This is a genomic window from Planomicrobium sp. MB-3u-38, assembly GCF_002836425.1.
Taxonomy (GTDB): domain Bacteria; phylum Bacillota; class Bacilli; order Bacillales_A; family Planococcaceae; genus Planococcus; species Planococcus okeanokoites.
The window spans coordinates 92,268-114,643 of sequence record NZ_PJBO01000001.1 but is presented as its reverse complement, the minus strand read 5'-3'; the positions used below and the strand labels follow the sequence as shown (position 1 = coordinate 114,643).

The following is a 22,376-nucleotide window of genomic DNA, read 5'->3' as shown; positions in this document are numbered from 1 at the left end:
AAGTTATTTACGATTGGGAGGTGTTGATCCGATGAAAAATTTGGCATCCGCCAGCACATTGCATAATGCCGTCGAAATGCCCTGGTTCGGCCTCGGCGTATCCGGGCTGAAGGACGGCGACGAGACCGCCGATTGCGTGCGGACAGCAATTGTCAATGGTTACCGAAGCATCGATACGGCCGCCATGTATGGCAATGAAGCCGGTGTCGGCCTGGGAGTCCGCGAAGCACTCGAAGAAACCGGCCTGTCCCGTGAAGATATCTTTGTCACATCGAAAGTATGGAATTCCGATCTCGGCTACGATTCTGCGCTGGCCGCATACGAAGCGAGCCTGGAGAAGCTGGGACTCGATTACCTCGATCTGTATTTGATCCATTGGCCGGTGGAAGGAAAGTATAAAGATGCATGGCGCGCGCTTGAAAAACTGTATAAAGACGGACGCGTCAAAGCGATCGGCGTCTGTAATTTCCAGATCCATCACCTGGAGAATGTATTGAAGGACGTCGATATCGTACCGATGGTCAATCAAGTCGAGTATCACCCGCTGCTGACACAGGAAGAACTTCATAAATTCTGTAAAGCCCGCAATATTCAATTGGAAGCCTGGTCGCCGCTCATGCAAGGCAAGCTGCTCGACCATCCTGTCCTCGAGGAAATTGCGATGAAGAACGAAAAAACGCCGGCACAAGTTATCCTGCGCTGGGACCTCCAAAACGGCGTCGTCACCATTCCGAAATCTTCAAAAGAACCGCGCATCATCCAGAACGGCCAAATATTCGATTTCGAGCTGACCGACGAAGACATGGAACGCATTTCCGCGCTCAATGAAAACCGCCGCGTCGGTCCGGACCCGGATAATTTCGATTTTTGATTTTATGATGCGAAAAGCCATCTTTCTTGCACCGCTTGCCGGTGAGAAAGATGGCTTTCTTGTGTTGGGGTGCGGGTTGGCTCGTTTGGGGTGCGGTAATTCGTCTGCGAGATGCGGAAATCGGCTTGCGAGGTGCGGTTATCTTCATTTGAGGTGCGGTCGGCAATTTTTCAAGGACCATATATGAAAAAACGAATAATAATATGAAATATTTTCCAATATTTTATTTTTAGTTGCGCGATTTCGTCATTTAGTTGCGGTTAGATTTAATTTAGTTGCGGTTAAACTTGATTTAGTTGCGGTCGTCGCCGATTTAGTTGCGGTTAGAAAATATCCAAAGACATTTTCGTTTTTATTCCATAGTGGTCAGCCCAAATTATCCATCAACAAATACACACCCGTAAACAGCAGAATCGCATAAGTGACATAGCGGAAAGTGCGCTGGTCGATCCGGTGGAACAGCCGCTGACCGAGATACAGGCCGAGCAGCACAATCGGGATGGCCATCGCACTGGAGACCCAAACGGTCGTGTGAGTGCCGGTAAAAATAATTTGCAGCACCAGGCTGACCGAATAAATGAACAGGTAAAATGCGAGCGTGGTTCCCCGAAGCTTTTCCTTCAGGGTATCGGTTCCCGAGAAATACAGCAAAAGCGGCGGCCCCGGCATGCCGATGCTGGTCGTTAGGCTACCCGACAAGCCGCCAAACAGGAAATCGCGACCCGCCGTCCGCCTGATGCGCAGGGATAAAATCAGCAAAACAGTCAGCAGCAGAATGACCAAACTGATGCCCAGTTTCAGCTTCTGCATATCGGCAACCACAAAAACAGCGATGCCAATCGGCATGCCAGCGATGCTGCCAATGATCAGCCTTTTCAAAATCCCGAAATCGATATCGTTTCGGATTTTCGAAATCAGCGCCGAGGAAATGATAAGCGACAGCACAAGATTTATTTGGATGGCATCACTGACGCTGAAAAGAAGCAGCAGAAAAGGTGTCGCCAGAATCGAGAATCCGAAACCGGTGCTGGTCTGTAGCACGGACGCCGTCAGGATAATCGCGATGAACAGGAAGACTTCCACAAAAGCACCCGCCTTACAATGAGATTGATTACGATTTTACCACACGCTTACCGCGAATAAAATTCATCCTTAAGAACCGCATACATCGCTAGATCGACAAATTCCCCTTTGATGATCATGTGCTTGCGTAAAACACCTTCCCGGATCATGCCAAGTTTTTCGGCGACGCGCTGTGATTGTGTATTGTCCAGCATAATCGGCGCTTCTACTTTGATGAGATCCATTTCCTTGAAGCCGAAATCGATCAGCGTTTCCGCCGCTTCAAGCATCAGTCCCTGTCCCCAATAATGATGGGAAAGCGTATAGCCCACTTCGGCCCGCTGCCGTTTCTGCAGCCAGTTGACGAAATCGATGGTTCCGATCATCTTGTTTTCGCTCTTCAACTCGATGGCCCAAGTCAATTTTTTATTGTCTTCATAGCCTTGGCGAATAAAGCTGATAAACTCTCTCGTATCGTCAGTTGTTTGGTGTGCCTGCCACGGCATGAAACACGATACGGCGGGCTCGGATGCGTATTCGAACATGTCATCTGCATCCGTCATTTCGAGTTTGCGCAACAGCAATCTCTCGCTTTCAATAGTCGGTAATTTTTCGTAAATCATGGTTTTTTCATTCATCCGGATTCCTCCTGTTTGTTATTAGCGAGTGCGTCAGTCCCAAAATTGGTTTATTCTATATAGTAGAAATCGTCAAAGGAGTTGGATCGGATGACCACAATCGGCATCGTCAGACACGGCATTACAGAATGGAACGTACTCGGGATTGCGCAGGGCAACAGCAATATTCCGCTGAATAAAACCGGGCGTGAACAGGCCATCGCGTTATCCGAACGGCTGGCAGCCGAAGAGAATTGGGACCTGATTATTGCAAGCGACCTGGAGCGCGCCAAGGAAACCGCTGAAATCATTGGCGCAAAACTCGGACTTTCCATCAGTCGTTTTGATGCGCGGCTGCGCGAAATGAGCGGCGGCGAAATCGAAGGCACGACAGAAGATGATCGCATTGCCAAATGGGGAGCCGACTGGCGCACGCTCGACCTCGGAATGGAAACGCGTGAAGCGGTGGCCGAACGCGGTGCCGCTGCCTTGCAGGACATCGTGAAAGACTATCCGGGCAAACGTGTCCTTGTCGTCAGCCACGGCGGCTTGATCGGATTGACGCTCCAATCATTATTGCCGGAGCAATTCACGAAGACCCTGCTCGACAACACCTCGATCACTATTTTGAAAAATGCTGAAGATGCGTGGCAATGTCCACTCTATAACTGCACTCGTCATTTGGAAGGCAAAGTCTTCACACAATAAAATCGTTCTCGGCCTGGGTATTTTTCGCCCAGGCTTTTTATATTAAATCCGATTTTCCGGTAGAAATCGACGGCGTCCACATCTGTTTCTGCGGCGATTTCTTGTATGTTGTGGAGCTTGATGACTTCTTTGATCATCCAGGAACCGATTCCGCTGCTGCGGCAATCGACGCCAACTGCAATATGGCGAATCTCACAGCGCGAAGCGCCTTTCAAGTCGATGCCAATAAACGCCGCTTCACCCATTAGATATAAATTTCGATTCGGATCCTCAATATACCGGGCATATTCCGCTTCCACCTGCTTCTCCGCCATCGCAGAAGCCATCAATTTCTTGAGCTCCAGGCTGGGTTTGGGTGCTGCAGCTTTACTCAACACCCCAACTATCCTCTTTCCTCACAGTTTGCTGATTGCTGGCGTATAGCGGTTTTTCTGCAACATCCACTGTCCAGGTGACTAACGTGACACTGTCTCGCACCCCTTGTTGCTGAACGGTTTCAAGCAAGTTCCGGATGCCATCTTCTTCATTGATTCCATTAAATTGATCGTAGATATTTACCGGTTCCTTATAAGGTTCGCCCGGACATTCCGTGAGGCCATCCGTCGCCAATAAGATCTGGTTCCGCCCTTGCCGCAATTCACGCAAGCCGCTGCTGAAGCTTGGCACCGGCTGGGCAAAGCTGTTATTGCGTCCAATCCACTCGTAAAAATGACGCTGATTCAGCTGATATTGTCCCATTTCCGCAAGTTCGGGATGAAACAGGTACAGTAGACAATCGCCGACCGAAAACCAATACAAGTGCTTGCCTTTGCGGATGGTGATCAAACACGCGGTTTCGCCCTGTATTTCCCGGCACGTCGCCAGGAAATCCTTTTGCCGGAAAATCCGCAGCAGCAAAGCCTCAAGGCTCTGAAAAAATTCAAAGCTGACGTCCATGGACAAGAACGATCTGATCTCTTCCTGATGCGCAAGGAATTGCTCCATCACCACTTCTGCGCTTTCCGCCGTATCATGTGCATCCATGATCATCGCCAATTCCCAGTCCTCTTCCGGATTCGCCCAAGCCAGACAAGCATCCTCGTTCTTCGTCTGCCCCGCTGCCGAATTGCCACCGAACCGCCCGATCGCCATCTTCTGCATCTTCCATATATCCGGCCGATCCACAAAATGCTCCTCGCTGCCTACCCAGTCAAACTCCTCCATCAACCCCACATCCTCTTTTTAATATTCTTACAATTATAGAACATCTGCCAGTGACTGGAAAACTTTTTCGGGATTTATGTGAATAAAATCGGTGGGGATGTGGCTGGTTTGTGGTTGGGGTGCGGGTTGATTGGCTTGGGGTGCGGGTTGGATCTTGTGAGGTGCGGATTGGATCGTGTGAGGTGCGGGTTAAACCGTTTGGGGTGCGGCTTGATCGAGTTGGGGTGCGGGTTGGACCATTTGGGGTGCGGCTTGATTCATTTGAGGTGCGGAAATTGCCTTTTGAGGTGCGGTTATCTCCATCTAAGGTGCGGTCAGCAACTATTCGACACTATAATATAAAAAGTGACCAATAATTTTAAAAATTTCCCATAATTTTTATTCTAGTTGCGCGATTTCATAATTTAGTTACGCTTGCGGTCGCCAACCCCTATTTTGAAAAAGCCGCCACTTCCGCGGCGGCTTCCTTAAAGACTGGAGTTTTTCGCGCCGCGAAAAACATCCGCTCCACGCGTTTGAACTCGACTCCATCTGCAAAGAAAAAAAGACGGCCCCACAGGCCGCCTCCCTTAACTCATCATCTGTTTGACCAATTCTTTGTTGCGCTTCTTGAAGATTTCATTGTGCGACGAGACCATGGCGATTTTATTGGCGTCCGGCTGGATATAGCTCTTCGCCTGGTTGACGGCGTTGGCCGCGTCCTGGAAAGTGCCGGCGATTAGATTGAGTTTGCCGGGATGCTGGAGGATATCGCCGGCGGCAAAGAGGCCATCGACCGATGATTCGCTTTTGGGCGTTCCCGCAATATAGTAATCGTCCGCAATTTCAATATCCAAAGGGCTGTTGCCTAGCAAGCTGATGTCGCGCTCGTAGCCGTGATTGATAATGACTTCATCTATAGGAAGCAGGATTTTCTCCGCAGTTACCCGATTGGTCAACTCAACTAGCTCGATGGCATCGCGGCTGTCTGAAGCGATCAACCGGCTGATGGACGTATTCAAATGGCAAACGACAGAACTCCCGTGCAATTGGCTGACCTGGGCTTCGTGCCCGGCGAGCGAGTCTTTCCGGTAACTGACGAATACTTTGTCGGCAATCGGCTCGAGCTCATTGGCCCAGTCGATCGCCGAGTTGCCGCCGCCTGAAATGAGGACGGTCTTCCCTTTGAAACGTTCGAGCGATTTGACGGTGTAATTAAGATTGGATACTTCAAAGCGCTCGGCGCCTTCAATCTCCAGTTTCTGCGGATTGAGGATACCGCCGCCGACTGCGACGATCACCGTTTTGGAGAAATGAATCTGGCCGGACGAGCCTTCCAGCCTGAACAAGCCATCCTCTTGTTTCTCAATGCTTTGGACTTTCTCATTGAGAACTACTTCCGGGTTGAATGTCAGTCCCTGCGCCACCAATTGGTCGATCAGCTTAGCGCCGGGCATCGGCGGCTGACCGCCCACATCCCAGATCATCTTCTCGGGATAAACGTGGATTTTCCCACCCAGGCGCGGCTGGAACTCGATGATTTTCGTTTTCATTTCCCGAAGGCCGCTGTAGAAAGCTGAATATAATCCTGCTGGGCCTCCGCCGATAATGGTGACGTCAAAAACTTCTATTTCATTCATTAGAATCATCCTTTTCTCTTAAGTTGACCGTTGACAATGACATGCATTCGCCTTATAGTATTGATTGTACTGAAAATGATAATCGTTATCAATTAGTTTCTCGTTTAATTTTCAAATAGGAGGTTTTACTATATGGTTCGCCTGTTCGCTGAGCATCTGAATATCAGCTATGGAGACCGTGCGATCGTAAAAGATTTATCGCTGTCCATCCCCGATAAGAAAATCACCACCATCATCGGATCGAATGGCTGCGGCAAATCCACTTTACTGAAAGCCCTGACACGCGTCATTCCCCATCAGTCCGGCAACATCGTGCTTGATGGCGCCGATATCGCCAAAGAAAATACAAAGAAGCTCGCCCGGAAAATTGCTATTCTCCCGCAGACTCCGGAAAACGCGCCAGGTTTGACCGTCGGTGAATTGGTGTCATACGGCCGCTTCCCTTATCAGAAAGGCTTCGGACGCCTGTCAGCCGAAGACCATGACATCATCAACTGGGCACTCGATGTGACCGGTACACAGTTCTTCAAATATCATCCGGTGGATGCCTTATCGGGTGGCCAGCGCCAGCGCGTCTGGATCGCCATGGCGCTTGCCCAGGAAACGGAAATGATTTTCCTGGATGAACCGACTACATACCTTGATATGGCCCACCAGCTCGAAATTCTTGAGTTGCTGCAGATGCTGAATGAAGAGCAGGAACGCACCATCGTCATGGTCCTGCACGATTTGAATCAGGCCGCACGTTTCGCCGACCACCTGATTGCCATGAAGAACGGTGAAATTATCAAAGCCGGCGCATGCCATGAAGTCATCACTGCCGATGTCTTGAAAACCGTCTTTCGGATTGATGCGGAGATTGGAATGGACCCAAGAACGCAGAAACCGATTTGCATCACCTATAACTTAATCAAAGGAGCATAATCATAATGAAAAAATTAACATTCTTGCTGATTTTATTGGCTGCTTTATTCCTTGCAGCGTGCAACTCAGAGTCAACGGAAGAAAAAGATGAAGCTTCGGCGGAAACGACGCCGGAAACGATTACATATGAATCAGAAACAGGACCGATTGAAGTTCCTGCAGATCCACAGCGTGTCATCGTCTTGTCGACGTACGCAGGAAATGCCATGGCGCTTGATGTGCCACTGGTCGGCGTGGATTCGTGGTCGAAGATGAACCCTCGGTTTGAAGAAGAATTGGCGGATGTGGAAGAAGTTGCCGAAGATGACCTCGAAAAAATCATCGAATTGGACCCCGATTTGATCATCGGTTCGTCCACTATGAAAAACATTGATAAGCTGAACGAAATCGCACCGACAGTCACGTTTACATACAATAACGTGGATTACCTGACGCAGCATCTTGAAATCGGTAAAGTTGTAAACAAAGAAGAAGAGGCTCAAGCCTGGATTGACGATTTTAAAGAACGCGCGCAAACTGCCGGCGAAGAAATCCGTGCTGAAATCGGTGAAGACGCAACCGTCTCGGTCATCGAGAACTTCGATAAACAAATTTACGTGTTCGGCGACGCCTGGGGCCGCGGAACGGAAATCCTTTATCAGGAAATGAAATTGAAAATGCCGGCGAAAGTGGAAGAAATGGCTTTGAAAGACGGCTACTACGCGTTGTCACAGGAAGTTCTGCCTGAATACATGGGCGACTACGTGATCTTCAGCAAAGACTCTGAACAGGACAATTCGTTCCAGGAAACAGATGTCTACAAAAATACGGAAGCCGTGAAAAATGGCCGTGTCTTTGAAGCGAACGCCAAGGAATTCTATTTCAACGATCCGCTTTCACTGGATTACCAATTGGAATTCTTTAAAGAGAACTTTTTAGCTCAATAAAAAAGAAAAGGAATTCCTGGATCCTCGGGAATTCCTTTTTATCCTTAACAGAAATGATGATGCCTTATGCCGACAAAATTCAATTTCTTCGCCAAGATGCTCGCGGCGGTCGCCGTTTTCGTGCTGACGTTTACAGCCGCCATCGCTTTTGGCGCAGCCGATATCAGCTTGAACGATATCCGGCTCGCCCTCTTCTCAAACCTTACAAACGATGCCATTTCAGTGATTCGTGAAATCCGCCTGCCTCGGGAATTGGCGGCTGTCCTGGTTGGGGCGGCGCTTGCTGTGTCCGGCGCCATCATGCAGGGGATGACACGCAATCCGTTAGCGGACCCCGGTCTTCTTGGCCTGACTGCCGGAGCCAATGCAGCACTTGCGGTGACACTCGCCATGATTCCCGCTGCCAATTATTTCGGCATCATGGTCGCCTGTTTTATTGGCGCAGCTGTCGGCGGTGCGTTGGTATTCGGACTTGGCTCAATGAAAAAAGGGGGGTTCTCACCTTTCCGGATTGTGCTGGCAGGTGCTGCCATCTCCGCTTTCCTTACTGCCGTTGCAGAAGGGATCGGCTTATACTTTAAAATTTCAAAAGACATCTCCATGTGGACGGCCGGCGGCTTGATCGGCACGACATGGGGCCAGCTGCAGACGATTACACCGTTCATCTTGATTGCGATGGTGGTTGCGCTGCTGTTGTCACGCCAACTTTCCATCCTGAGTTTGAGCGAGGAAGCGGCAATCGGTCTCGGCCAGAACACCAACCGTACCAAAGCGCTGCTGTTTGTCGTCATCACGGCTTTGGCGGGTGCCGCTGTCGCGCTTGCCGGAAACATGGCGTTTGTCGGCTTGCTCGTGCCGCATATCGTGCGCGCCATCGTGGGCGTCGACTACCGGCACATCATCCCGATGTCCGCAGTGGCTGGCGCGATTTTCATGCTGTTTGCCGATCTGCTCGGACGAACGATCAACGCGCCTTTCGAAACGCCTGTGGCAGCAATCGTCGCCATGCTCGGCTTGCCGTTCTTCCTGATCATCGTCCGTAAAGGAGGCCGCGCATTCACATGATCCAGTCAGCTTTGATAAAAAAACAGCGTCTCTTCTTTTTCACACTGCTCGGGTTGATTGTGGCGACTGCCATCATCAGCGTCGGTGCAGGTTACTCATCCATGGGATATGACCGTATTTTTGCCGCGCTTATGGGACAAGGCACTTTCAAGGAAAATTTCGTCCTGTTCTCCATCCGCATGCCGCGCATCCTGATTACGGTGCTTGCTGGTATGGCGCTCGCCTTGTCCGGTGCGATTCTGCAAAGCATTACACGCAATGACCTGGCAGATCCCGGCATCATCGGAATCAATTCGGGTGCCGGCGCCGCAATCGCCTTGTTCTTCCTGTTCGTGCCTGTTGAGGCAGGTTCGTTCGTTTACCTATTGCCATTAGTCGCTTTTGGCGGCGCTTTGCTGACGGCGATATTGATCTACCTGTTCTCTTATCAGAAAGAGACAGGGCTTCAGCCAATCCGGCTGATTCTGACAGGCATCGGCTTTTCGATGGCGCTGTCCGGCGTCATGATTGTGCTGATTTCATCCGCTGAACGCGAAAAAGTGGATTTCATCGCCAATTGGCTGGCCGGCAATATCTGGGGTACGGACTGGCCGTTCATCCTGGCGCTGCTGCCGTGGTTATTGGTGCTCATCCCGTTTGTCCTCTATAAAGCCAATCGCTTGAACATGCTCGGGCTCAGCGAACCGGTCTCAGTCGGATTGGGTGTCTCCGTCGAAAAAGAACGCATTACGATGCTACTGGCCGCAGTCGCGTTGGCCGCTTCAGCTGTTTCCGTTACAGGCGGCATCGCCTTCATCGGCCTGATGGCGCCGCATATCGCGAAAGCATTGGTCGGTCCGCGCCACCAACTATTCCTGCCACTTGCGATTCTGATCGGCGGCTGGCTGCTCTTGCTGGCGGATTCCATCGGCCGCAATCTGCTCGAGCCGTCGGGCATCCCGGCCGGCGTCATGGCCGCATTGATCGGCGCACCTTATTTTATTTATTTGTTGATGAAGAAATGAAATATGCGAGGAACGCAGCCAGCTTGGTGAGCTGGCTGCGTTTTTTGGTTTGGGGTGCGGGTTGGAGCGTTTGAGGTGCGGTTATTCGTTTGCGAGGTGCGGAAATCGGCTTACGAGGTGCGCTTCTCTCCATTTGAGGTGCGGTCAGCGATTATTCGAAGCTGGAATGTTAAAAAGTAGACGATAATTTTGAAAAATTTTCCACATCTTTTCTTTCAGTTGCGCGATTTCATCATTTAGTTGCGGTTAAAATACATTTAGTTGCGCTTAAACCCATTTTAGTTGCGCTCACCCCAAAACCAACCCCCAATTTGAAAAGCCGCCACTTCCGCGGCGACTTCCTTTAAGACTGGAGTTTTTCGCACGGCGAAAAACATCCGCTCCACGCTTTTGAACTTTGCATAACCCGATATAAAAGAAAAAGGCCATGCCGGAAAGCAGCGCTTTCCGGCATGGGCCCTGAGTTAATCCGGCCGCTTCAACGAAAACATTTCGCCTAGTTTCGCGTAATTCGTACCCGCCAGGCGGCTGACAGGCTTCAAAACTTCCGCATTGATGCGCCCGTTTTCATATATTGATTCGTCGACATGAATCCGGACGATTCTGCCGATCAGCAAATCTGTATTCGGCAAGTCGATCGCCTGGTGAAGGACGCACTCAAAACGGACTTTGGACTGCTCCACAGCCGGCACATCGATTTCCTCACTGTCGACCAGCGTCAGTTTGGTCACATCGATCTCGCTTTCATTTGGCGGCAGCGATGCCGCGGTTTCATTGACTTCGAAGACATTTTCTTCGTCGACGATGTGAACGACGAATTCTTTGCCCGCCAGCACATTGCGCGCAGTATCTTTTTTGTCGTCGCCTTTGCGCTGAACGGAAACGGACAGCATCGGCGGATTCGACGACACGATATTGAAGTAGCTGAAAGGTGCCGCGTTCACAATTCCATCTTCGGATTTGCTTGTGACGAAAGCAATCGGCCTCGGTATGATCGTGCCCACAAGCAATTTGTAATTTTCGCGTTCTGTCTGTTGATAAGGATCAAAGCTCAGCACAGCCACCACTCCTTTTCATCCAGTTTACCCGAAACGCTTTTCATTGCCGCAGGAAATGCTCACTTTAAACTGGAACTGTCGCAATTCCTTGCGGCTCTTTTGACGGTTTGCCGAAATAATAACCCTGGAATAGTTCATAGCCCTGCTGTTTCAGCCATTCAAAATCCTCTTTCGTCTCGATACCTTCCGCGAGCGGAACCGATGCGATTTCCAGCGCTTTTTCAAGGAAACGCAATGCCGTTTTCTGTTTTTCAGCGTCTTCTGCCACGCCTTGTACATACTGCATATCGAGCTTCATATAATGCGGCTCGAGATCCGCCAGCATCTCGATCGTGCTGTAACCTTCACCCACATCATCCAGCGCGTACTGGAAACCTTTCTTCTTATAGAAAGCGAGGATGTCCCGCAAATGATCGATGTCATCCACTTTTTCCGTCTCCACCACTTCAAAAACCAGTTGGCGTGGATCGATGCCCAGTTCGTTGGCCAGATTGATCGTCGAGCGCAGGCAGAATTCAGGCGAATAAATCGAAGTCGGGATGAAATTAATGAACGCTTTCACGTCTTTTATTGCAGCAGAATGGCGTACAGCGGCCATGCGGCACACGCGGTCGAGCGCGTAAAGCCGGCTGCGCGATTTGGCAGCGGGGAAGATTTCGTTCGGGTAGATGACCGAGCCGTCTTCGTTATGGAACCGGGCGAGCATTTCATAAGCGAAAATCTCTTCGTTTGCCGTTACAATCGGCTGATAATGGCAGACCAGCAACTCCTTGCGGATCACGTCATCAATCCACTCCGTCTTGAAGACTTGTTCCATTTCACTCAGTTCCTGCCATTCGCCTTTATCGATGCGGAACTGCACTTGTTCTGGTTCCATCAGGTGCAGGCAAAAATCGAGAAATTCCTGTGCGCCCCGCTCCTTCATAAGCAATCTATTTTCTTTCCTTGTAATCTCCATGTCACGCCTTTCCAAGTGGCTGACGACTTTATCCATCAATGACAGATTGGCCTCGCCTTCCAACTTGATATCAAACCTCAGCTCTGCCACTGAACAATTATTGCATTCCATTGGTCACACTCCTTTTGTACTATACAATTCAGATTACCTTATATTGCTTAATAAATCTTTTTTATTATTCAATTTTTGGATAAAAAAATGCAGAACATCCAATAGTATATCGGCTGTTCTGCTATTATTCTTTATAGTTTATTAAGCTCAACTCTTCGAAAACTTATTCTTCGCATACACATACGTAACCGCAAGCGCTGCGACCAATACCGCACCTTTGATGATATCGAACGCGTAATACGGCAGGTTCTGGATCGTCAGCCCGTTCAGCAGGATGCCGATGACGGCTGCGCCGAAGAACGTGCCGAGCGCATTCGGCTTGCCGGCGCCGAGCACCGAATAGCCGACAAACACTGCGGCCACCGCTTCCATCAGGAGTGGTGCGCCGGCGTCAATCTGGCCGGAGCCGACACGTGCCGTAAACAGGATGCCCGCCATCGAAGCGAAGACGCCGGAAATGATGTACGCCGAAGTCTTCACACGTTTCACGTTGACGCCTGACAAGGTAGCCGCTTCCGCATTGCCGCCGGTCATATATAGAATACGGCCCCACCGTGTATGATTCAAAATCACATACGCCGTTAGCACCATGACCACCATAATCCACACCGGCACCGGAAGGCTGAGCATCTGGCCCTGGCCGATCCATAGAAACGCTTCCGACAATTGGCCGGGAGCGGTGCCGCCGGAAGTCAGCGGCATATTATTGTAGATCGAATAGCCTTCTGTATACGTCCGGTGAAGCCCCGCCACGATATACATCATGCTGAGCGTCGCAAGGAGATCGGGGATGCCGATGACCGTGATGAGGAAGCTGTTGACAAGGCCGACCGCGACACCGATCAGCAGCGGCAAAAGTAGCACGAGCCACAGCGGCATGTCATACCATACCATCAGCGATGCCGTCACGACGGTCGACAGGGACATCGTCGAACCGACGGACAAGTCAAAGCCATCGACGACGAGCGTAAATGTGACGCCGAGCGCCAGCAGCGTGACGATTGAAATCGACCGCAGGATGTCCGCGAAGTTGCCGTAGCTGAAGAACGCGTCGCTGAGGCTGCTGAAATACAGGATGATGACAATCAGCAGGATAATGGCGCCGTATTTAAACAGGAACTGAACTGCGTTCTCTTTCGCTGAGTTTTTCGTTTGGGGTAAGCTCTTCTTTTCCACCGCTTGCATAGAGTAATATCCTTTCCTGGGTCGCTTCTTGACGTGACAATTCCTTCACGATCTGACCATCGCACATTACCAGAATCCGATCGGAGATGCCGATCGCTTCATGGATTTCACTGGAGAAATAAAGGCAGGCTTTGCCGCTTCCGGCCAGTTCCCGGATCAATTTGAAGATGTCCACTTTTGCGCCGATGTCGACGCCTTTGGTCGGCTCATCGAATAAATAAAGCAGCGAATCGAGGCTCATCCATTTACCGATGGCCACTTTCTGCTGATTGCCTCCGCTCAGATGGACAAGCGGTGTTTCCGTATCGCCGGTTTTGATCTTTAATTTATCGATGATGTCTTCGGCAAATCTGTTTTCCGCTGCTTTATTCATGAACAGCTTGGTCGAGAATTTCCGGAGATTCGGGAACGAGGCATTGGCCCGCAGCGTTTCGTGGACAAACAGCCCTTCTTTCCGGCGTTCCTCGGGAATCAATGCCATCCCTGCCCGGATCGCATCTTCCGGATGCTTGATACGGACCTGTTTTCCCGCGACTTCCACAGAGCCGCTGACTGAACTCGACGCCCCGAACAGCGCTTTGGCCAGCTCTGTCTTGCCTGCCCCGACGAGTCCGACAATCCCGACGATTTCACCGGCTTTCACGGATAATGAAATATCCTTCAGCTTGCCGCTGTCCGATAACCCCCGAACTTCCAGCAGATTCTCGCCAGTCGCATGCGTCTGGTACTCCAGTTCATGACTGAGCGTTTCACCCAGCATCGCTTCGATAATTTGCTCGGAATCAGACTCTGCCGTAACGAAAGTGTTTACCCATTTCCCTTCGCGCATCACAGTGATGCGGTCGCTGATTTCGAATACTTCCGGCAGCCGATGGGAAATGAATACACAGCCGACGCCTTCGCTGCTCAATTTTCGGATGACTGAAAACAGTTTGTCCGATTCCGTCAATGACAAAGGCGCTGTCGGTTCATCGAAGATGATGAGCTTTGCCGAATGCACGAGCGCCCGGGCGATCAGCACCAGCTGTTTCTCCGCCAAAGTGAGCGTGCCTGCTTTTCGAGTTACGGCGATTTCCTCCGACTGCAATTGGACCAGCGCTTCTTTCGCCTGCTTGTTGATCTTCTGTTTCGACAACAGGAAATTGCCGCCTGCTGCAAAACTGTCCATCAGGATATTTTCCGCGACCGTCAGATCCGCAACAATGGCCGTATCGACTTCCTGGTAAACGCAATAAATGCCGTGTTCTTTGGCTTGTTTCGGTGAACGCAGGGAAATGACTTCCCCGTCCAGCCTGATTTCGCCGCTGTCCTGGCCGTATACTCCTGAAAGGATCTTGATCATCGTGCTTTTTCCCGCTCCGTTTACACCGAGCAAAGCGTGAACTTCACCTTTTTCGAGTTCCAGCTGGCCGTTTTCCAGCGCCGTTACATGGCCAAATCGTTTGCCGATTGCCTGCATGTCCAGTAATTGTGCCACTTCTGCACCCTCCTTTCGCCGAAAGGAGCCGCCCAATTCCGAGGACGGCTCCAATCCTTTATTCCCCTTCCAGTTCACGAAGATCGTCGGTATAGCCTTGCTCGCTCGCTCCCCATCCTTCGATGTGCTCGCTCAACGTTTCAGTTGTCACCGTTTCGTCCGGAAGCTCACCGGCATCAATGAAAACCGGCTCCAGCACCACTTTCTCCTCCGGCTGTTCACCGTTGATCAATTGGTACGCGTAACGCACCTGGATGCGTCCGATATCTGTCGGGTCGACCGCTGCCGAAGCCACCCACGGGCTGCCGTCTTTTTGGATCATCTGCAAATCTTCATCGCTCATGTCGATGCTGTAGACTTTGATGTCTGTGCGCCCTGCCTGCTCGATGGCACGGACAGCGCCTTTCGCGAATTCATCCCAAGCCGCCCAAACAGCTGTGATGTCGCCTTCGTTCGGGTATTGCTTCAGGATTGCTTCCATCTGCGCTTGTGTATCAAGCGCTGTATTTTGAGTGGCAGCACCGAATGCCGCAACTTCTTTGATGCCCGGGTTGTCTTTCAAGAATTGCTCATAAGCGATTTGGCGGCGTTCCATCGGGGCAAATCCTGCTGTCCAGATTTTTACGATATTCGCTTCGCCGTCGTGGTCTTCAGCCAGCTTCGTTAACGTCTGTTCTGCCATCAGCTGATCTCCCTGTTCAAGCGAAACCACGCCTTCCACATCAACTCCTGCGTCAAACGCTACAACCGGAATCCCTTTTTCCACCGCTTTTTCGACGCCTTGGTTCAACGCCTCTTTCGTTCCGTGGTCAATCAGGATTGCATCTGTTCCCTGGTTGATGGCGGCATCCAAATTGGATGCCATTTTCGCCAGGTCTCCTTCAGAGTTGAACACGGTCACTTTGCCGCCGAAGCTCTCAACCTGTTCTTCGACTCCGGCTATGTATTGCGCCGAAAACGTTCCGAGATTCTGCTGCAAAATCAATGCCACTTCCTTGCCCGCCAGCGGATGTTCAGAGGCTTCCGACTTTTTATCCGAATCCGTTTCCGCTTCCGTCACCGTCTCGCCTTTCGGCTGGCACGCCGCCAATAAAATACTGATGAACAATAAAGCCGCGATTATTAAAAATGATTGTTTTTTCATGAGTTTTCTCCTTCTTAACTTGCAATATTTTTGTTGTAATCACTATGAATACCGCTTCGGTGCTATGGACAAAGCTCCCGCAATAAGCCGAGAAGAACACTCGTCTTATTGCTCCGCTCAGTCCGGAAACGCACCGTCGCTGAGAGAAGTTTCTAACGATATGGAGCAAAACAGCGGAGACTCCCAGAGGAACAGAAACGGAGTTGGCTTTCCAACTCCGTTTCGAGCGAAGTGCTGAGATCCACTCGGGCGAAGTGGAACGAGCACGAGTTAGCTCAGCGCGAGCCCCCAGGAAAGCGAAGCTGTTTTGCGGAATATCGACTATATAACTTACTTAACTGTCAAAAACAGTTCCGGTATATTTCGTTCATAATTCGGATGGATGATGCCTTTTTCCGTGATGATTGCCGTAATGTACTGCGCCGGCGTCACATCAAATGCCGGGTTGTAGACTTTTGTGCCGTTCGGTGCAACTTGCTGTCCGGCAATATGCGTGATTTCCTTCGCCGATCGCTCTTCGATCGGGATGTTTTTGCCGTTTGGAATCTGCAAATCGAACGTTGATGCCGGTGCCGCCACATAGAAAGGGATTTTATAGGCCGCTGCCAGAATCGCCAGGTTGAAGGTACCGATTTTATTGGCTGTATCTCCGTTTGCCGCAATGCGGTCAGCGCCGACAATGATCGCTTCAACGCCTTTCGCCCCAATCGTGTGCGCCGCCATGCTATCAGTGATCAGCGTCACATCCACACCGGACTGCTGCAGCTCCCAAACCGTCAGGCGCGACCCTTGAAATACCGGTCGCGTTTCGCAGGCAAAGACTTCGAACTCACGCCCCAATTCCTTGCCGAGATGAAACGGCGCGAGCGCGGTGCCATATTTCGCTGTCGCAATGGAGCCCGCGTTGCAGATCGTCATGACTCTCGAACGGCCTTCCAATAGATCGAGCGCATAACCGCCGATCGTCCGGCACGCTTCCTCGTCTTCTTCATAAATACGTTTCGCTTCCGCTAAAATTTCCGCTTTTGCCGCTGCAACCGTTTTGGCTGATTGGATCGCTTGCTGCAGCCGGCCGATTGCCCACGCCAGATTGACTGCCGTCGGACGCGAAGACGCCAGGTAAACCGCGTCTTTTTTCACGAAATGATGGAATACTTCCAGCGTTTCCGTGTCATGCTTTTGGGCAGCCAGCGCCAAACCGTAAGCCGCTGTTATGCCGATCGCCGGTGCGCCGCGGACCTTCATTGTAATAATCGCATCGTAGACATCTTCGATTGTGTTCAGCGCGATATATTCCGTTTCATGCGGAAGTTTCTGTTGATCGAGAATAATCAATTGGTTGTTGATCCATTGGATTGATAATGGGATTGCCATGCTTTACAGCTCCTTCAAAAGCGCTGTCACATCCTGAATCGATGTGAGTTCGCTGCGTTTTAAGATTAAATTTTCCCCGATGCGGAGAGCCTGTTTTTTGGATTCGATACGCTGTTCTGCATCCTCAATACCGTCCAGGTCTTTGACATGCGCCAAGCCAATGGTGCGGCGGATCAATTCACAGCCGGCAAAACCGAGCGTGTCTTTGAAAATCTTGTCGAGAACGGATTCGCGGTAACCCGGAACGCTTTTGAAATCTTCAATGCCTTCATTTTCCCAAAGCTCCGTGAAGCGTGTTTCAAATACCTGCCACGCGTTTTCGATATGGCCGACGATTGAGCCGCGGCCATCGCCGTTCCGCGTGATGCCCTGTACAATCAGATTGGCAATAAACAAGCCGACGTCAAAGCCGATCGGTCCATAAAAAGCGAATTCCGGGTCGATGACCTTGGTTTCATCGTCATCAGCGAAAATGCTGCCGGTGTGGAGGTCGCCGTGAAGCAATGCCTCCGCTTCCGTCAAAAAGCTGCGCTTCAATTTCGCCGCTTCGAGTTTCAAACGGTCATTGTGCCAGATGCCTTCGACCGTCTGCCGAAGTTCCGGTTCGAAATCATTTGTCTCGTAATCGAAAAATGGATCCGTGAAAATCAAGTCTTCCGTGATTTTGCAAAGTTCCGGGTTGGAAAATTCAGCGGCCAGCCGCTTCTTCTCAAACGGATGCAACGCGAAGTCCGATGTATGGAATAAAGTCTGTGCCAGATATTCCCCGATATCGCTTGAAAGCTTAGGATACTCTTTTCCTTGGATCAAGCCTTCACGGGCGATCGTCAAATGGGACAGGTCTTCCATGATCGTATACGCCAATTCTTCATCGGTGCCATACACTTCCGGCACCAGGCCAACCGCATATTCACCGTGCTTACGCAACGCCGCAGCTTCGATCGCCGCACGCTTCAAGGTCAGCGGCCAGCTCTCGCCCACCACTTTGGCATAAGGCAACGCCTGCTTGATGATGACGCCTTTGCCGCTTGCCCGGTCACTTACCCGGTATACGTAATTCAAATTGCCATCGCCGATCTCCCGGCATTCCAGACCTGCTCCTGCCGGAAAAAGTCCCGCCGCCAAACCGATGGCCTCTGCTTCTGTCAATGCGTGGTATGTGGATACTGCTGTAGTTGTCATGTTTTTTCCTCCTGAATTACAATATAAAAACGCCTCTTTCCGTTAAGAAAGAGGCGCAGAATTAAGAGGTTCCATGCCTCTTATCTTCCAGAAAGTAAATTTCTGGTGGAATTAGCACCGTGCCTTGCGGGATGTTCATCCCGGCGCATAAAGCGCCCCTTCTCACGAAGGTATTACGGTCGGTTGCTGGGCGTCATAGGGCCAATTTCCCTCTGCCTGCTCTTGATAAGAGTACTAAGTTTTATATGCGGTTTTTGTTATGAGATGAATCCTACCACGGTTCAGAATAGACTGTCAACAAGAAGTTTTGAATTATTTTTCAATTTGCAAAATGGCTGCTCGCCACGTTTTGTATGCTCTTATGAAAGAACTGCTGTTTAGACAGGCTGCTTTTGCACCTCCCCCTTTACTTCAAATAAAAACTAAGTCCCTTTTAGCGGAAGTTTTCCGCTCGGCGGAAACTTCCTGGGTTTGTGGGTTTGAAATGAGCCTTCGCTGGCGGCGAAGGCTTTTCGATTCTTTTATGGTGGTTTTGGGTTGTTTTTGGTGTGTCTTGTTGAAGTGACAGCAGATTTCGGTCGTGATTTCACCTGTTTTTTGGTGAAAATGGCCGCCGGTTGAGGGACTCGGGGTTTTCTGAGGACAAATTCAGGTGAAATTCTCGATTTTGGATAGAATTTGCCTCGCCGGGCTACTGATTTTTCATTTCCAAGCAAGCTTAATTTCCAAATTAAGGATTTACTTTCCAGAATAGCTAAAATACTTTCCAATTCACTTTAAATACTTTCCAATTTGACCAAAATACTTTCCAAAACAGCCACTTTACTTTCCAAATTCATTTCTCAATCTTTATTTCCAAATTAAGGATTTACTGTCCGGATACACTGAAATACTGTCCGCATTCTCAAAATACTGTCCGCAAAACGAAAATACTGTCCGGATCAGCCTGTTTACTGTCCGGAGCCCTTTCGCCGCCCAAACCAAATCTAAAACCCCTGATTGCCTACAGTTTGCTGTGCAAACTGCTGGGTCCGTGAGCGGTAAGCCGCTCACTCCCCACTATGCAGTTTTACCATTGGCATCTCTCTCAAAAAACTTTCTCACAATTCCCTGTTGACAGAATTCTTCGCACGTGGAATAATCAGAATTACTTTATTGCAACAACCAACCGAATATCAATTCTTATTTAGAGCAGGTGGAGGGACAAGCCCTACGAAGCCCGGCAACCGGTCCAGCGATGGACACGGTGCTAATTCTTGCAGCCAGAACGTGTGGCTGAGAAATAAGAAGTCGTTAACGCCCTTAACCTCTTCTTATTTGAAGAGGTTTTTTATTTTTCATGAAAAGAACTTAAGGAGTGTCACATATGAGCAGACTGACAGCGAGCTATCAGGTATACGGCAAAGCGGGGTCTTTTGAGAAGAAGGCGGAAGGCATCGCGCTTGGGCTCACGATCGGGTCGTGGACCGACTTGCCGCTTCTCGAGCAGGAGCAATTGAAAAAACATAAAGGCCATGTGGTGTCGGTGGAGGAATTTCCACAAAGCCCTCACCCCCTCACGCCCGATGCAATTAAAGCACATATCAAAGTTTCCTATCCAAGCGCGAATTTCTCAGCGGACCTGCCGGCAATTCTGACCACCGTTTTCGGCAAACTGTCGCTCGACGGTGAAGTGAGATTATTGGATCTCGATTTTGAAGAAGGTCTGCTCCAAGAATTTCCGGGACCGCGTTTCGGCATCGACGGCATCCGTGGATTGCTCGATGTCCATGGCCGCCCGCTCGTTATGAGCATCTTCAAAGGCGTGATTGGCCGGGACATCGATTATCTAACGGCACAGCTCAGACAGCAGGCGCTTGGGGGCGTTGATCTAGTCAAAGACGACGAAATCCTGTTCGACAATCCGCTGACGCCTTTTGAACAGCGCATCACAGCTGCAAAACAAGTTCTGCACGAAGTCTATGCCGAAACCGGCCACCGCACGCTTTACGCGGTGAACCTGTCGGGCCGCACATCACAATTACGCGACAAGGCACGAAAAGCCCGTGAACTCGGTGCTGACGCATTGCTGTTCAATGTTCATGCCTACGGACTCGATGTGCTGCAGGAACTCGCAGAAGACGATGACATCGCTCTGCCGCTCATGGCACATCCGGCGTTCAGCGGTGCGTTCACTTCTTCTCCGTTCTACGGCGTCGCGGCACCGCTCGCGCTCGGCAAATTGACGCGCTACGCCGGCGCTGACTTCTCGCTGTTTCCCTCCCCTTACGGCAGTGTTGCCATGGAGAAGGAAGCGGCACTAGAACTCGGCGAACAGTTAACGAATGAAAGCCTGTTGAAACCAACGTTTCCGGTGCCATCCGCCGGCATCCATCCGGGACTTGTGCCGTTACTCATCAACGATTTCGGCATCGACAGCATCATTAACGCAGGCGGCGGCGTCCACGGACATCCCGACGGCGCGGCGGGCGGCGGCAAAGCATTCCGCCAGGCGGTCGATGCCGTCCTGCAACAGCAAAGCCTGGAAGACGCCAGTGAACAGCAGCCAGAATTAAAAACAGCTTTGGAATTATGGGGGTAATCATGAAACAGCCAATCATCTTTTGTGATTTTGATGGCACAATCACAACCAACGATAATTTAATCGCCATCATGAAGCATTTCAATCCGCCGGGCTGGGAACCGATCAAAGACGAGATTCTCGCTCAGACCATCTCCATACGTGAAGGTGTCAAAAAGATGTTTTCTTTATTGCCATCATCCAAAAAGGATGAAGTCATCGAATACGTGCTCGAGCAGGGGGAGATCCGGGAAGGCTTTGCGGATTTCGTCAACTATACGAGACAGCACAACATCCCGCTTTATATCGTCAGCGGCGGCATCGACTTTTTCGTCTACCCGCTGCTTGAACCGTTCGGACCGTTCGCAGGCATTTATTGCAATGAAGCGGATTTCTCGGGCGATACCATCCGGATCGATTTCCCGCACGGTTGCGACGACAAGTGCGCGAGCCAAGGCTGCGGCTGCTGCAAGCCGTCGATTATCCGGAAGCTTCTCGCGGACGGCGGCACGAGCATTGTCATCGGTGATTCGATCACCGATCTGCAGGCGGCAAAATATGCCGACCTTGTCATTGCCCGCGATTTCCTCATTGAAAAATGCGAGGAACTGAACATCCCTTACGAGCCTTTCGAGAATTTCGGAGACGTTACAGAAATCATCGATGCGAAATTGGGTGTGCGGTCATGACGACAGAACAGACATTGACGAAGCTGCAGGAAAAATGGAATGAACTGGCGGACGTTAAAGACGTTCTTGCCGGGCGCGACTGGTTCATGGGCACAAGCGGCAATCTCGCCATCAAAGTGAATGATGCGCCGCTCCAGTTCCTGGTTACAGCAAGCGGCAAGGATAAGTACAAACGGACCGATGAGGATTTCCTCCTCGTCGATGCGGCAGGCGAGCCGGTCGAAGCCACCCACCTCAAGCCTTCCGCCGAAACGTTGTTGCACAGCGCCATCTACAATAAAACCGGTGCCGGCTGCAGCCTACATGTCCATACCGTTGCCAATAACGTCCTGTCCGAACATTATGGACGCGACGGCAAAATCGATTTCAAAGGACAGGAACTCATCAAAGCATTCGGCTTATGGGATGAAGATGCTGTCTTGTCCATTCCGATCATCGCCAACCACGCCCATATCCCGCGGCTGGCGGAAGATTTCGAAGAACACCTGACAGCCGACAAAGGCGCTGTACTGATCCGCCACCACGGCATCACCGTATGGGGCAAAGACGCTTTTGAAGCGAAGAAATTGCTGGAGGCCAGCGAGTTTTTATTTCAATATCAATTGGCATTACTTCAAATAAAATAAACCCAATCAGAGA

The 22,376-nt window shown here is 50.6% G+C and carries 21 protein-coding genes and 2 riboswitches; of the genes, 9 read left to right on the top strand and 12 right to left on the bottom strand.

Annotated features, from left to right (window positions below; translation table 11 throughout):
• Positions 1–31 precede the first annotated feature (31 nt).
• Positions 32–871: an aldo/keto reductase gene (locus CXF70_RS00645; RefSeq protein WP_101801060.1), complete on the top strand. Its 840-nt coding sequence runs from the start codon at positions 32–34 to the stop codon at positions 869–871.
• Between the two features lie 366 nt (positions 872–1,237).
• On the opposite strand, the gene CXF70_RS00640 is transcribed toward CXF70_RS00645, so the two are convergent.
• Positions 1,238–1,954 carry a sulfite exporter TauE/SafE family protein gene (locus CXF70_RS00640; RefSeq protein WP_101801059.1) on the bottom strand — a complete coding sequence of 239 codons (717 nt, stop codon included), beginning with the start codon at positions 1,952–1,954 and terminating at the stop codon, positions 1,238–1,240.
• Positions 1,955–2,001: 47 nt separating this feature from the next.
• The gene (locus tag CXF70_RS00635) at positions 2,002–2,571 is read right to left on the bottom strand and encodes a GNAT family N-acetyltransferase (RefSeq protein ID WP_101801058.1); all 570 of its coding nucleotides are present in this window, start codon (positions 2,569–2,571) and stop codon (positions 2,002–2,004) included.
• A 90-nt stretch (positions 2,572–2,661) separates the two neighbouring features.
• Between CXF70_RS00635 and CXF70_RS00630 the strand changes: the two genes are divergently transcribed.
• Entirely contained in the window at positions 2,662–3,258 is a 597-nt protein-coding gene (locus tag CXF70_RS00630) for a histidine phosphatase family protein (protein ID WP_101801057.1), read from the top strand.
• Here CXF70_RS00630 and CXF70_RS00625 read toward each other — a convergent pair.
• The 3 genes from CXF70_RS00625 to CXF70_RS00610 all read right to left on the bottom strand — a co-directional run bounded on the left by CXF70_RS00625 (position 3,228) and on the right by CXF70_RS00610 (position 6,080).
• A complete protein-coding gene (locus CXF70_RS00625) occupies positions 3,228–3,635 on the bottom strand; it encodes a GNAT family N-acetyltransferase (protein ID WP_101801056.1) in 408 nt (135 codons plus the stop codon). The two genes, CXF70_RS00630 and CXF70_RS00625, sit on opposite strands and share 31 nt — an antisense overlap.
• On the bottom strand, positions 3,625–4,461 hold the full coding sequence (locus CXF70_RS00620) for a PP2C family serine/threonine-protein phosphatase (RefSeq protein WP_101801055.1): 837 nt from the start codon (positions 4,459–4,461) through the stop codon (positions 3,625–3,627). The genes CXF70_RS00625 and CXF70_RS00620 overlap by 11 nt, the downstream gene beginning before the upstream one ends.
• A 569-nt stretch (positions 4,462–5,030) precedes the next feature.
• Positions 5,031–6,080 carry an NAD(P)/FAD-dependent oxidoreductase gene (locus CXF70_RS00610; RefSeq protein ID WP_101801053.1) on the bottom strand — a complete coding sequence of 350 codons (1,050 nt, stop codon included), beginning with the start codon at positions 6,078–6,080 and terminating at the stop codon, positions 5,031–5,033.
• Positions 6,081–6,212: 132 nt separating this feature from the next.
• Here CXF70_RS00610 and CXF70_RS00605 point away from each other — a divergent pair, with 132 nt between their 5' ends.
• The 4 genes from CXF70_RS00605 (at position 6,213) to CXF70_RS00590 (ending at position 9,999) form a co-directional block, all read left to right on the top strand.
• Positions 6,213–7,004 (top strand): ABC transporter ATP-binding protein, encoded by a 792-nt coding sequence (locus CXF70_RS00605; protein WP_101801052.1) that lies wholly within the window; start codon positions 6,213–6,215, stop codon positions 7,002–7,004.
• Positions 7,005–7,009: 5 nt separating this feature from the next.
• Positions 7,010–7,930 (top strand): iron-hydroxamate ABC transporter substrate-binding protein, encoded by a 921-nt coding sequence (locus tag CXF70_RS00600; protein ID WP_101801051.1) that lies wholly within the window; start codon positions 7,010–7,012, stop codon positions 7,928–7,930.
• A 66-nt stretch (positions 7,931–7,996) separates the two neighbouring features.
• The gene (locus tag CXF70_RS00595) at positions 7,997–8,995 is read left to right on the top strand and encodes a FecCD family ABC transporter permease (protein WP_101801050.1); all 999 of its coding nucleotides are present in this window, start codon (positions 7,997–7,999) and stop codon (positions 8,993–8,995) included.
• A complete protein-coding gene (locus CXF70_RS00590; protein ID WP_101801049.1) occupies positions 8,992–9,999 on the top strand; it encodes a FecCD family ABC transporter permease in 1,008 nt (335 codons plus the stop codon). Before CXF70_RS00595 ends, CXF70_RS00590 begins: the two co-directional genes overlap by 4 nt.
• Before the next feature lie 464 nt (positions 10,000–10,463).
• On the opposite strand, the gene CXF70_RS00585 is transcribed toward CXF70_RS00590, so the two are convergent.
• From CXF70_RS00585 to mtnK, 7 genes are all read right to left on the bottom strand, one after another.
• Positions 10,464–11,057, bottom strand: a complete 594-nt coding sequence (locus tag CXF70_RS00585; RefSeq protein ID WP_101801048.1) for a flavin reductase family protein — start codon at positions 11,055–11,057, stop codon at positions 10,464–10,466.
• Positions 11,058–11,121: 64 nt separating this feature from the next.
• Complete coding sequence (locus tag CXF70_RS00580) at positions 11,122–12,126, bottom strand: EAL domain-containing protein (RefSeq protein WP_101801047.1); 1,005 nt, start codon at positions 12,124–12,126, stop codon at positions 11,122–11,124.
• 147 nt (positions 12,127–12,273) lie between these two features.
• A complete protein-coding gene (locus CXF70_RS00575; protein WP_101801046.1) occupies positions 12,274–13,311 on the bottom strand; it encodes an ABC transporter permease in 1,038 nt (345 codons plus the stop codon).
• Entirely contained in the window at positions 13,235–14,770 is a 1,536-nt protein-coding gene (locus CXF70_RS00570; protein WP_101801317.1) for a sugar ABC transporter ATP-binding protein, read from the bottom strand. Before CXF70_RS00570 ends, CXF70_RS00575 begins: the two co-directional genes overlap by 77 nt.
• Positions 14,771–14,846: 76 nt before the next feature.
• Positions 14,847–15,932: a sugar ABC transporter substrate-binding protein gene (locus CXF70_RS00565; RefSeq protein ID WP_101801045.1), complete on the bottom strand. Its 1,086-nt coding sequence runs from the start codon at positions 15,930–15,932 to the stop codon at positions 14,847–14,849.
• Positions 15,933–16,262: 330 nt separating this feature from the next.
• Complete coding sequence (gene mtnA, locus CXF70_RS00560; RefSeq protein WP_101801044.1) at positions 16,263–17,306, bottom strand: S-methyl-5-thioribose-1-phosphate isomerase; 1,044 nt, start codon at positions 17,304–17,306, stop codon at positions 16,263–16,265.
• 3 nt (positions 17,307–17,309) lie between these two features.
• Positions 17,310–18,488, bottom strand: a complete 1,179-nt coding sequence (gene mtnK / locus CXF70_RS00555; protein ID WP_101801043.1) for an S-methyl-5-thioribose kinase — start codon at positions 18,486–18,488, stop codon at positions 17,310–17,312.
• A 77-nt stretch (positions 18,489–18,565) separates the two neighbouring features.
• Positions 18,566–18,720, bottom strand: a riboswitch (SAM riboswitch).
• Positions 18,721–19,667: 947 nt separating this feature from the next.
• A riboswitch (SAM riboswitch) is annotated at positions 19,668–19,777 on the top strand.
• Between the two features lie 77 nt (positions 19,778–19,854).
• Here mtnK and mtnW point away from each other — a divergent pair.
• From mtnW to CXF70_RS00540, 3 genes are read left to right on the top strand one after another with little or no spacing between them, the layout of a single operon-like run.
• Positions 19,855–21,069: a 2,3-diketo-5-methylthiopentyl-1-phosphate enolase gene (gene mtnW, locus CXF70_RS00550; RefSeq protein WP_101801042.1), complete on the top strand. Its 1,215-nt coding sequence runs from the start codon at positions 19,855–19,857 to the stop codon at positions 21,067–21,069.
• A gap of 2 nt (positions 21,070–21,071) precedes the next feature.
• Positions 21,072–21,737 carry a 2-hydroxy-3-keto-5-methylthiopentenyl-1-phosphate phosphatase gene (locus CXF70_RS00545; protein ID WP_101801041.1) on the top strand — a complete coding sequence of 222 codons (666 nt, stop codon included), beginning with the start codon at positions 21,072–21,074 and terminating at the stop codon, positions 21,735–21,737.
• Positions 21,734–22,363, top strand: a complete 630-nt coding sequence (locus tag CXF70_RS00540; protein WP_369916903.1) for a methylthioribulose 1-phosphate dehydratase — start codon at positions 21,734–21,736, stop codon at positions 22,361–22,363. The genes CXF70_RS00545 and CXF70_RS00540 overlap by 4 nt, the downstream gene beginning before the upstream one ends.
• The last annotated feature ends 13 nt before the right edge of the window (positions 22,364–22,376 follow it).

Bases quoted from the DNA above. Each gene is read 5' to 3' on its own strand.
- mtnA (WP_101801044.1), bottom strand. From the start codon at position 17,306: ATGGCAATCCCATTATCAATCCAATGGATCAACAACCAATTGATTATT.
- CXF70_RS00595 (WP_101801050.1), top strand. From the start codon at position 7,997: ATGCCGACAAAATTCAATTTCTTCGCCAAGATGCTCGCGGCGGTCGCC.
- mtnK (WP_101801043.1), bottom strand. From the start codon at position 18,488: ATGACAACTACAGCAGTATCCACATACCACGCATTGACAGAAGCAGAG.
- CXF70_RS00540 (WP_369916903.1), top strand. From the start codon at position 21,734: ATGACGACAGAACAGACATTGACGAAGCTGCAGGAAAAATGGAATGAA.
- CXF70_RS00630 (WP_101801057.1), top strand. From the start codon at position 2,662: ATGACCACAATCGGCATCGTCAGACACGGCATTACAGAATGGAACGTA.
- CXF70_RS00635 (WP_101801058.1), bottom strand. From the start codon at position 2,571: ATGAATGAAAAAACCATGATTTACGAAAAATTACCGACTATTGAAAGC.
- CXF70_RS00645 (WP_101801060.1), top strand. From the start codon at position 32: ATGAAAAATTTGGCATCCGCCAGCACATTGCATAATGCCGTCGAAATG.
- CXF70_RS00620 (WP_101801055.1), bottom strand. From the start codon at position 4,461: ATGGAGGAGTTTGACTGGGTAGGCAGCGAGGAGCATTTTGTGGATCGG.
- mtnW (WP_101801042.1), top strand. From the start codon at position 19,855: ATGAGCAGACTGACAGCGAGCTATCAGGTATACGGCAAAGCGGGGTCT.
- CXF70_RS00565 (WP_101801045.1), bottom strand. From the start codon at position 15,932: ATGAAAAAACAATCATTTTTAATAATCGCGGCTTTATTGTTCATCAGT.
- CXF70_RS00590 (WP_101801049.1), top strand. From the start codon at position 8,992: ATGATCCAGTCAGCTTTGATAAAAAAACAGCGTCTCTTCTTTTTCACA.
- CXF70_RS00570 (WP_101801317.1), bottom strand. From the start codon at position 14,770: ATGCAGGCAATCGGCAAACGATTTGGCCATGTAACGGCGCTGGAAAAC.
- CXF70_RS00545 (WP_101801041.1), top strand. From the start codon at position 21,072: ATGAAACAGCCAATCATCTTTTGTGATTTTGATGGCACAATCACAACC.
- CXF70_RS00600 (WP_101801051.1), top strand. From the start codon at position 7,010: ATGAAAAAATTAACATTCTTGCTGATTTTATTGGCTGCTTTATTCCTT.
- CXF70_RS00605 (WP_101801052.1), top strand. From the start codon at position 6,213: ATGGTTCGCCTGTTCGCTGAGCATCTGAATATCAGCTATGGAGACCGT.
- CXF70_RS00610 (WP_101801053.1), bottom strand. From the start codon at position 6,080: ATGAATGAAATAGAAGTTTTTGACGTCACCATTATCGGCGGAGGCCCA.
- CXF70_RS00580 (WP_101801047.1), bottom strand. From the start codon at position 12,126: ATGGAATGCAATAATTGTTCAGTGGCAGAGCTGAGGTTTGATATCAAG.
- CXF70_RS00575 (WP_101801046.1), bottom strand. From the start codon at position 13,311: ATGCAAGCGGTGGAAAAGAAGAGCTTACCCCAAACGAAAAACTCAGCG.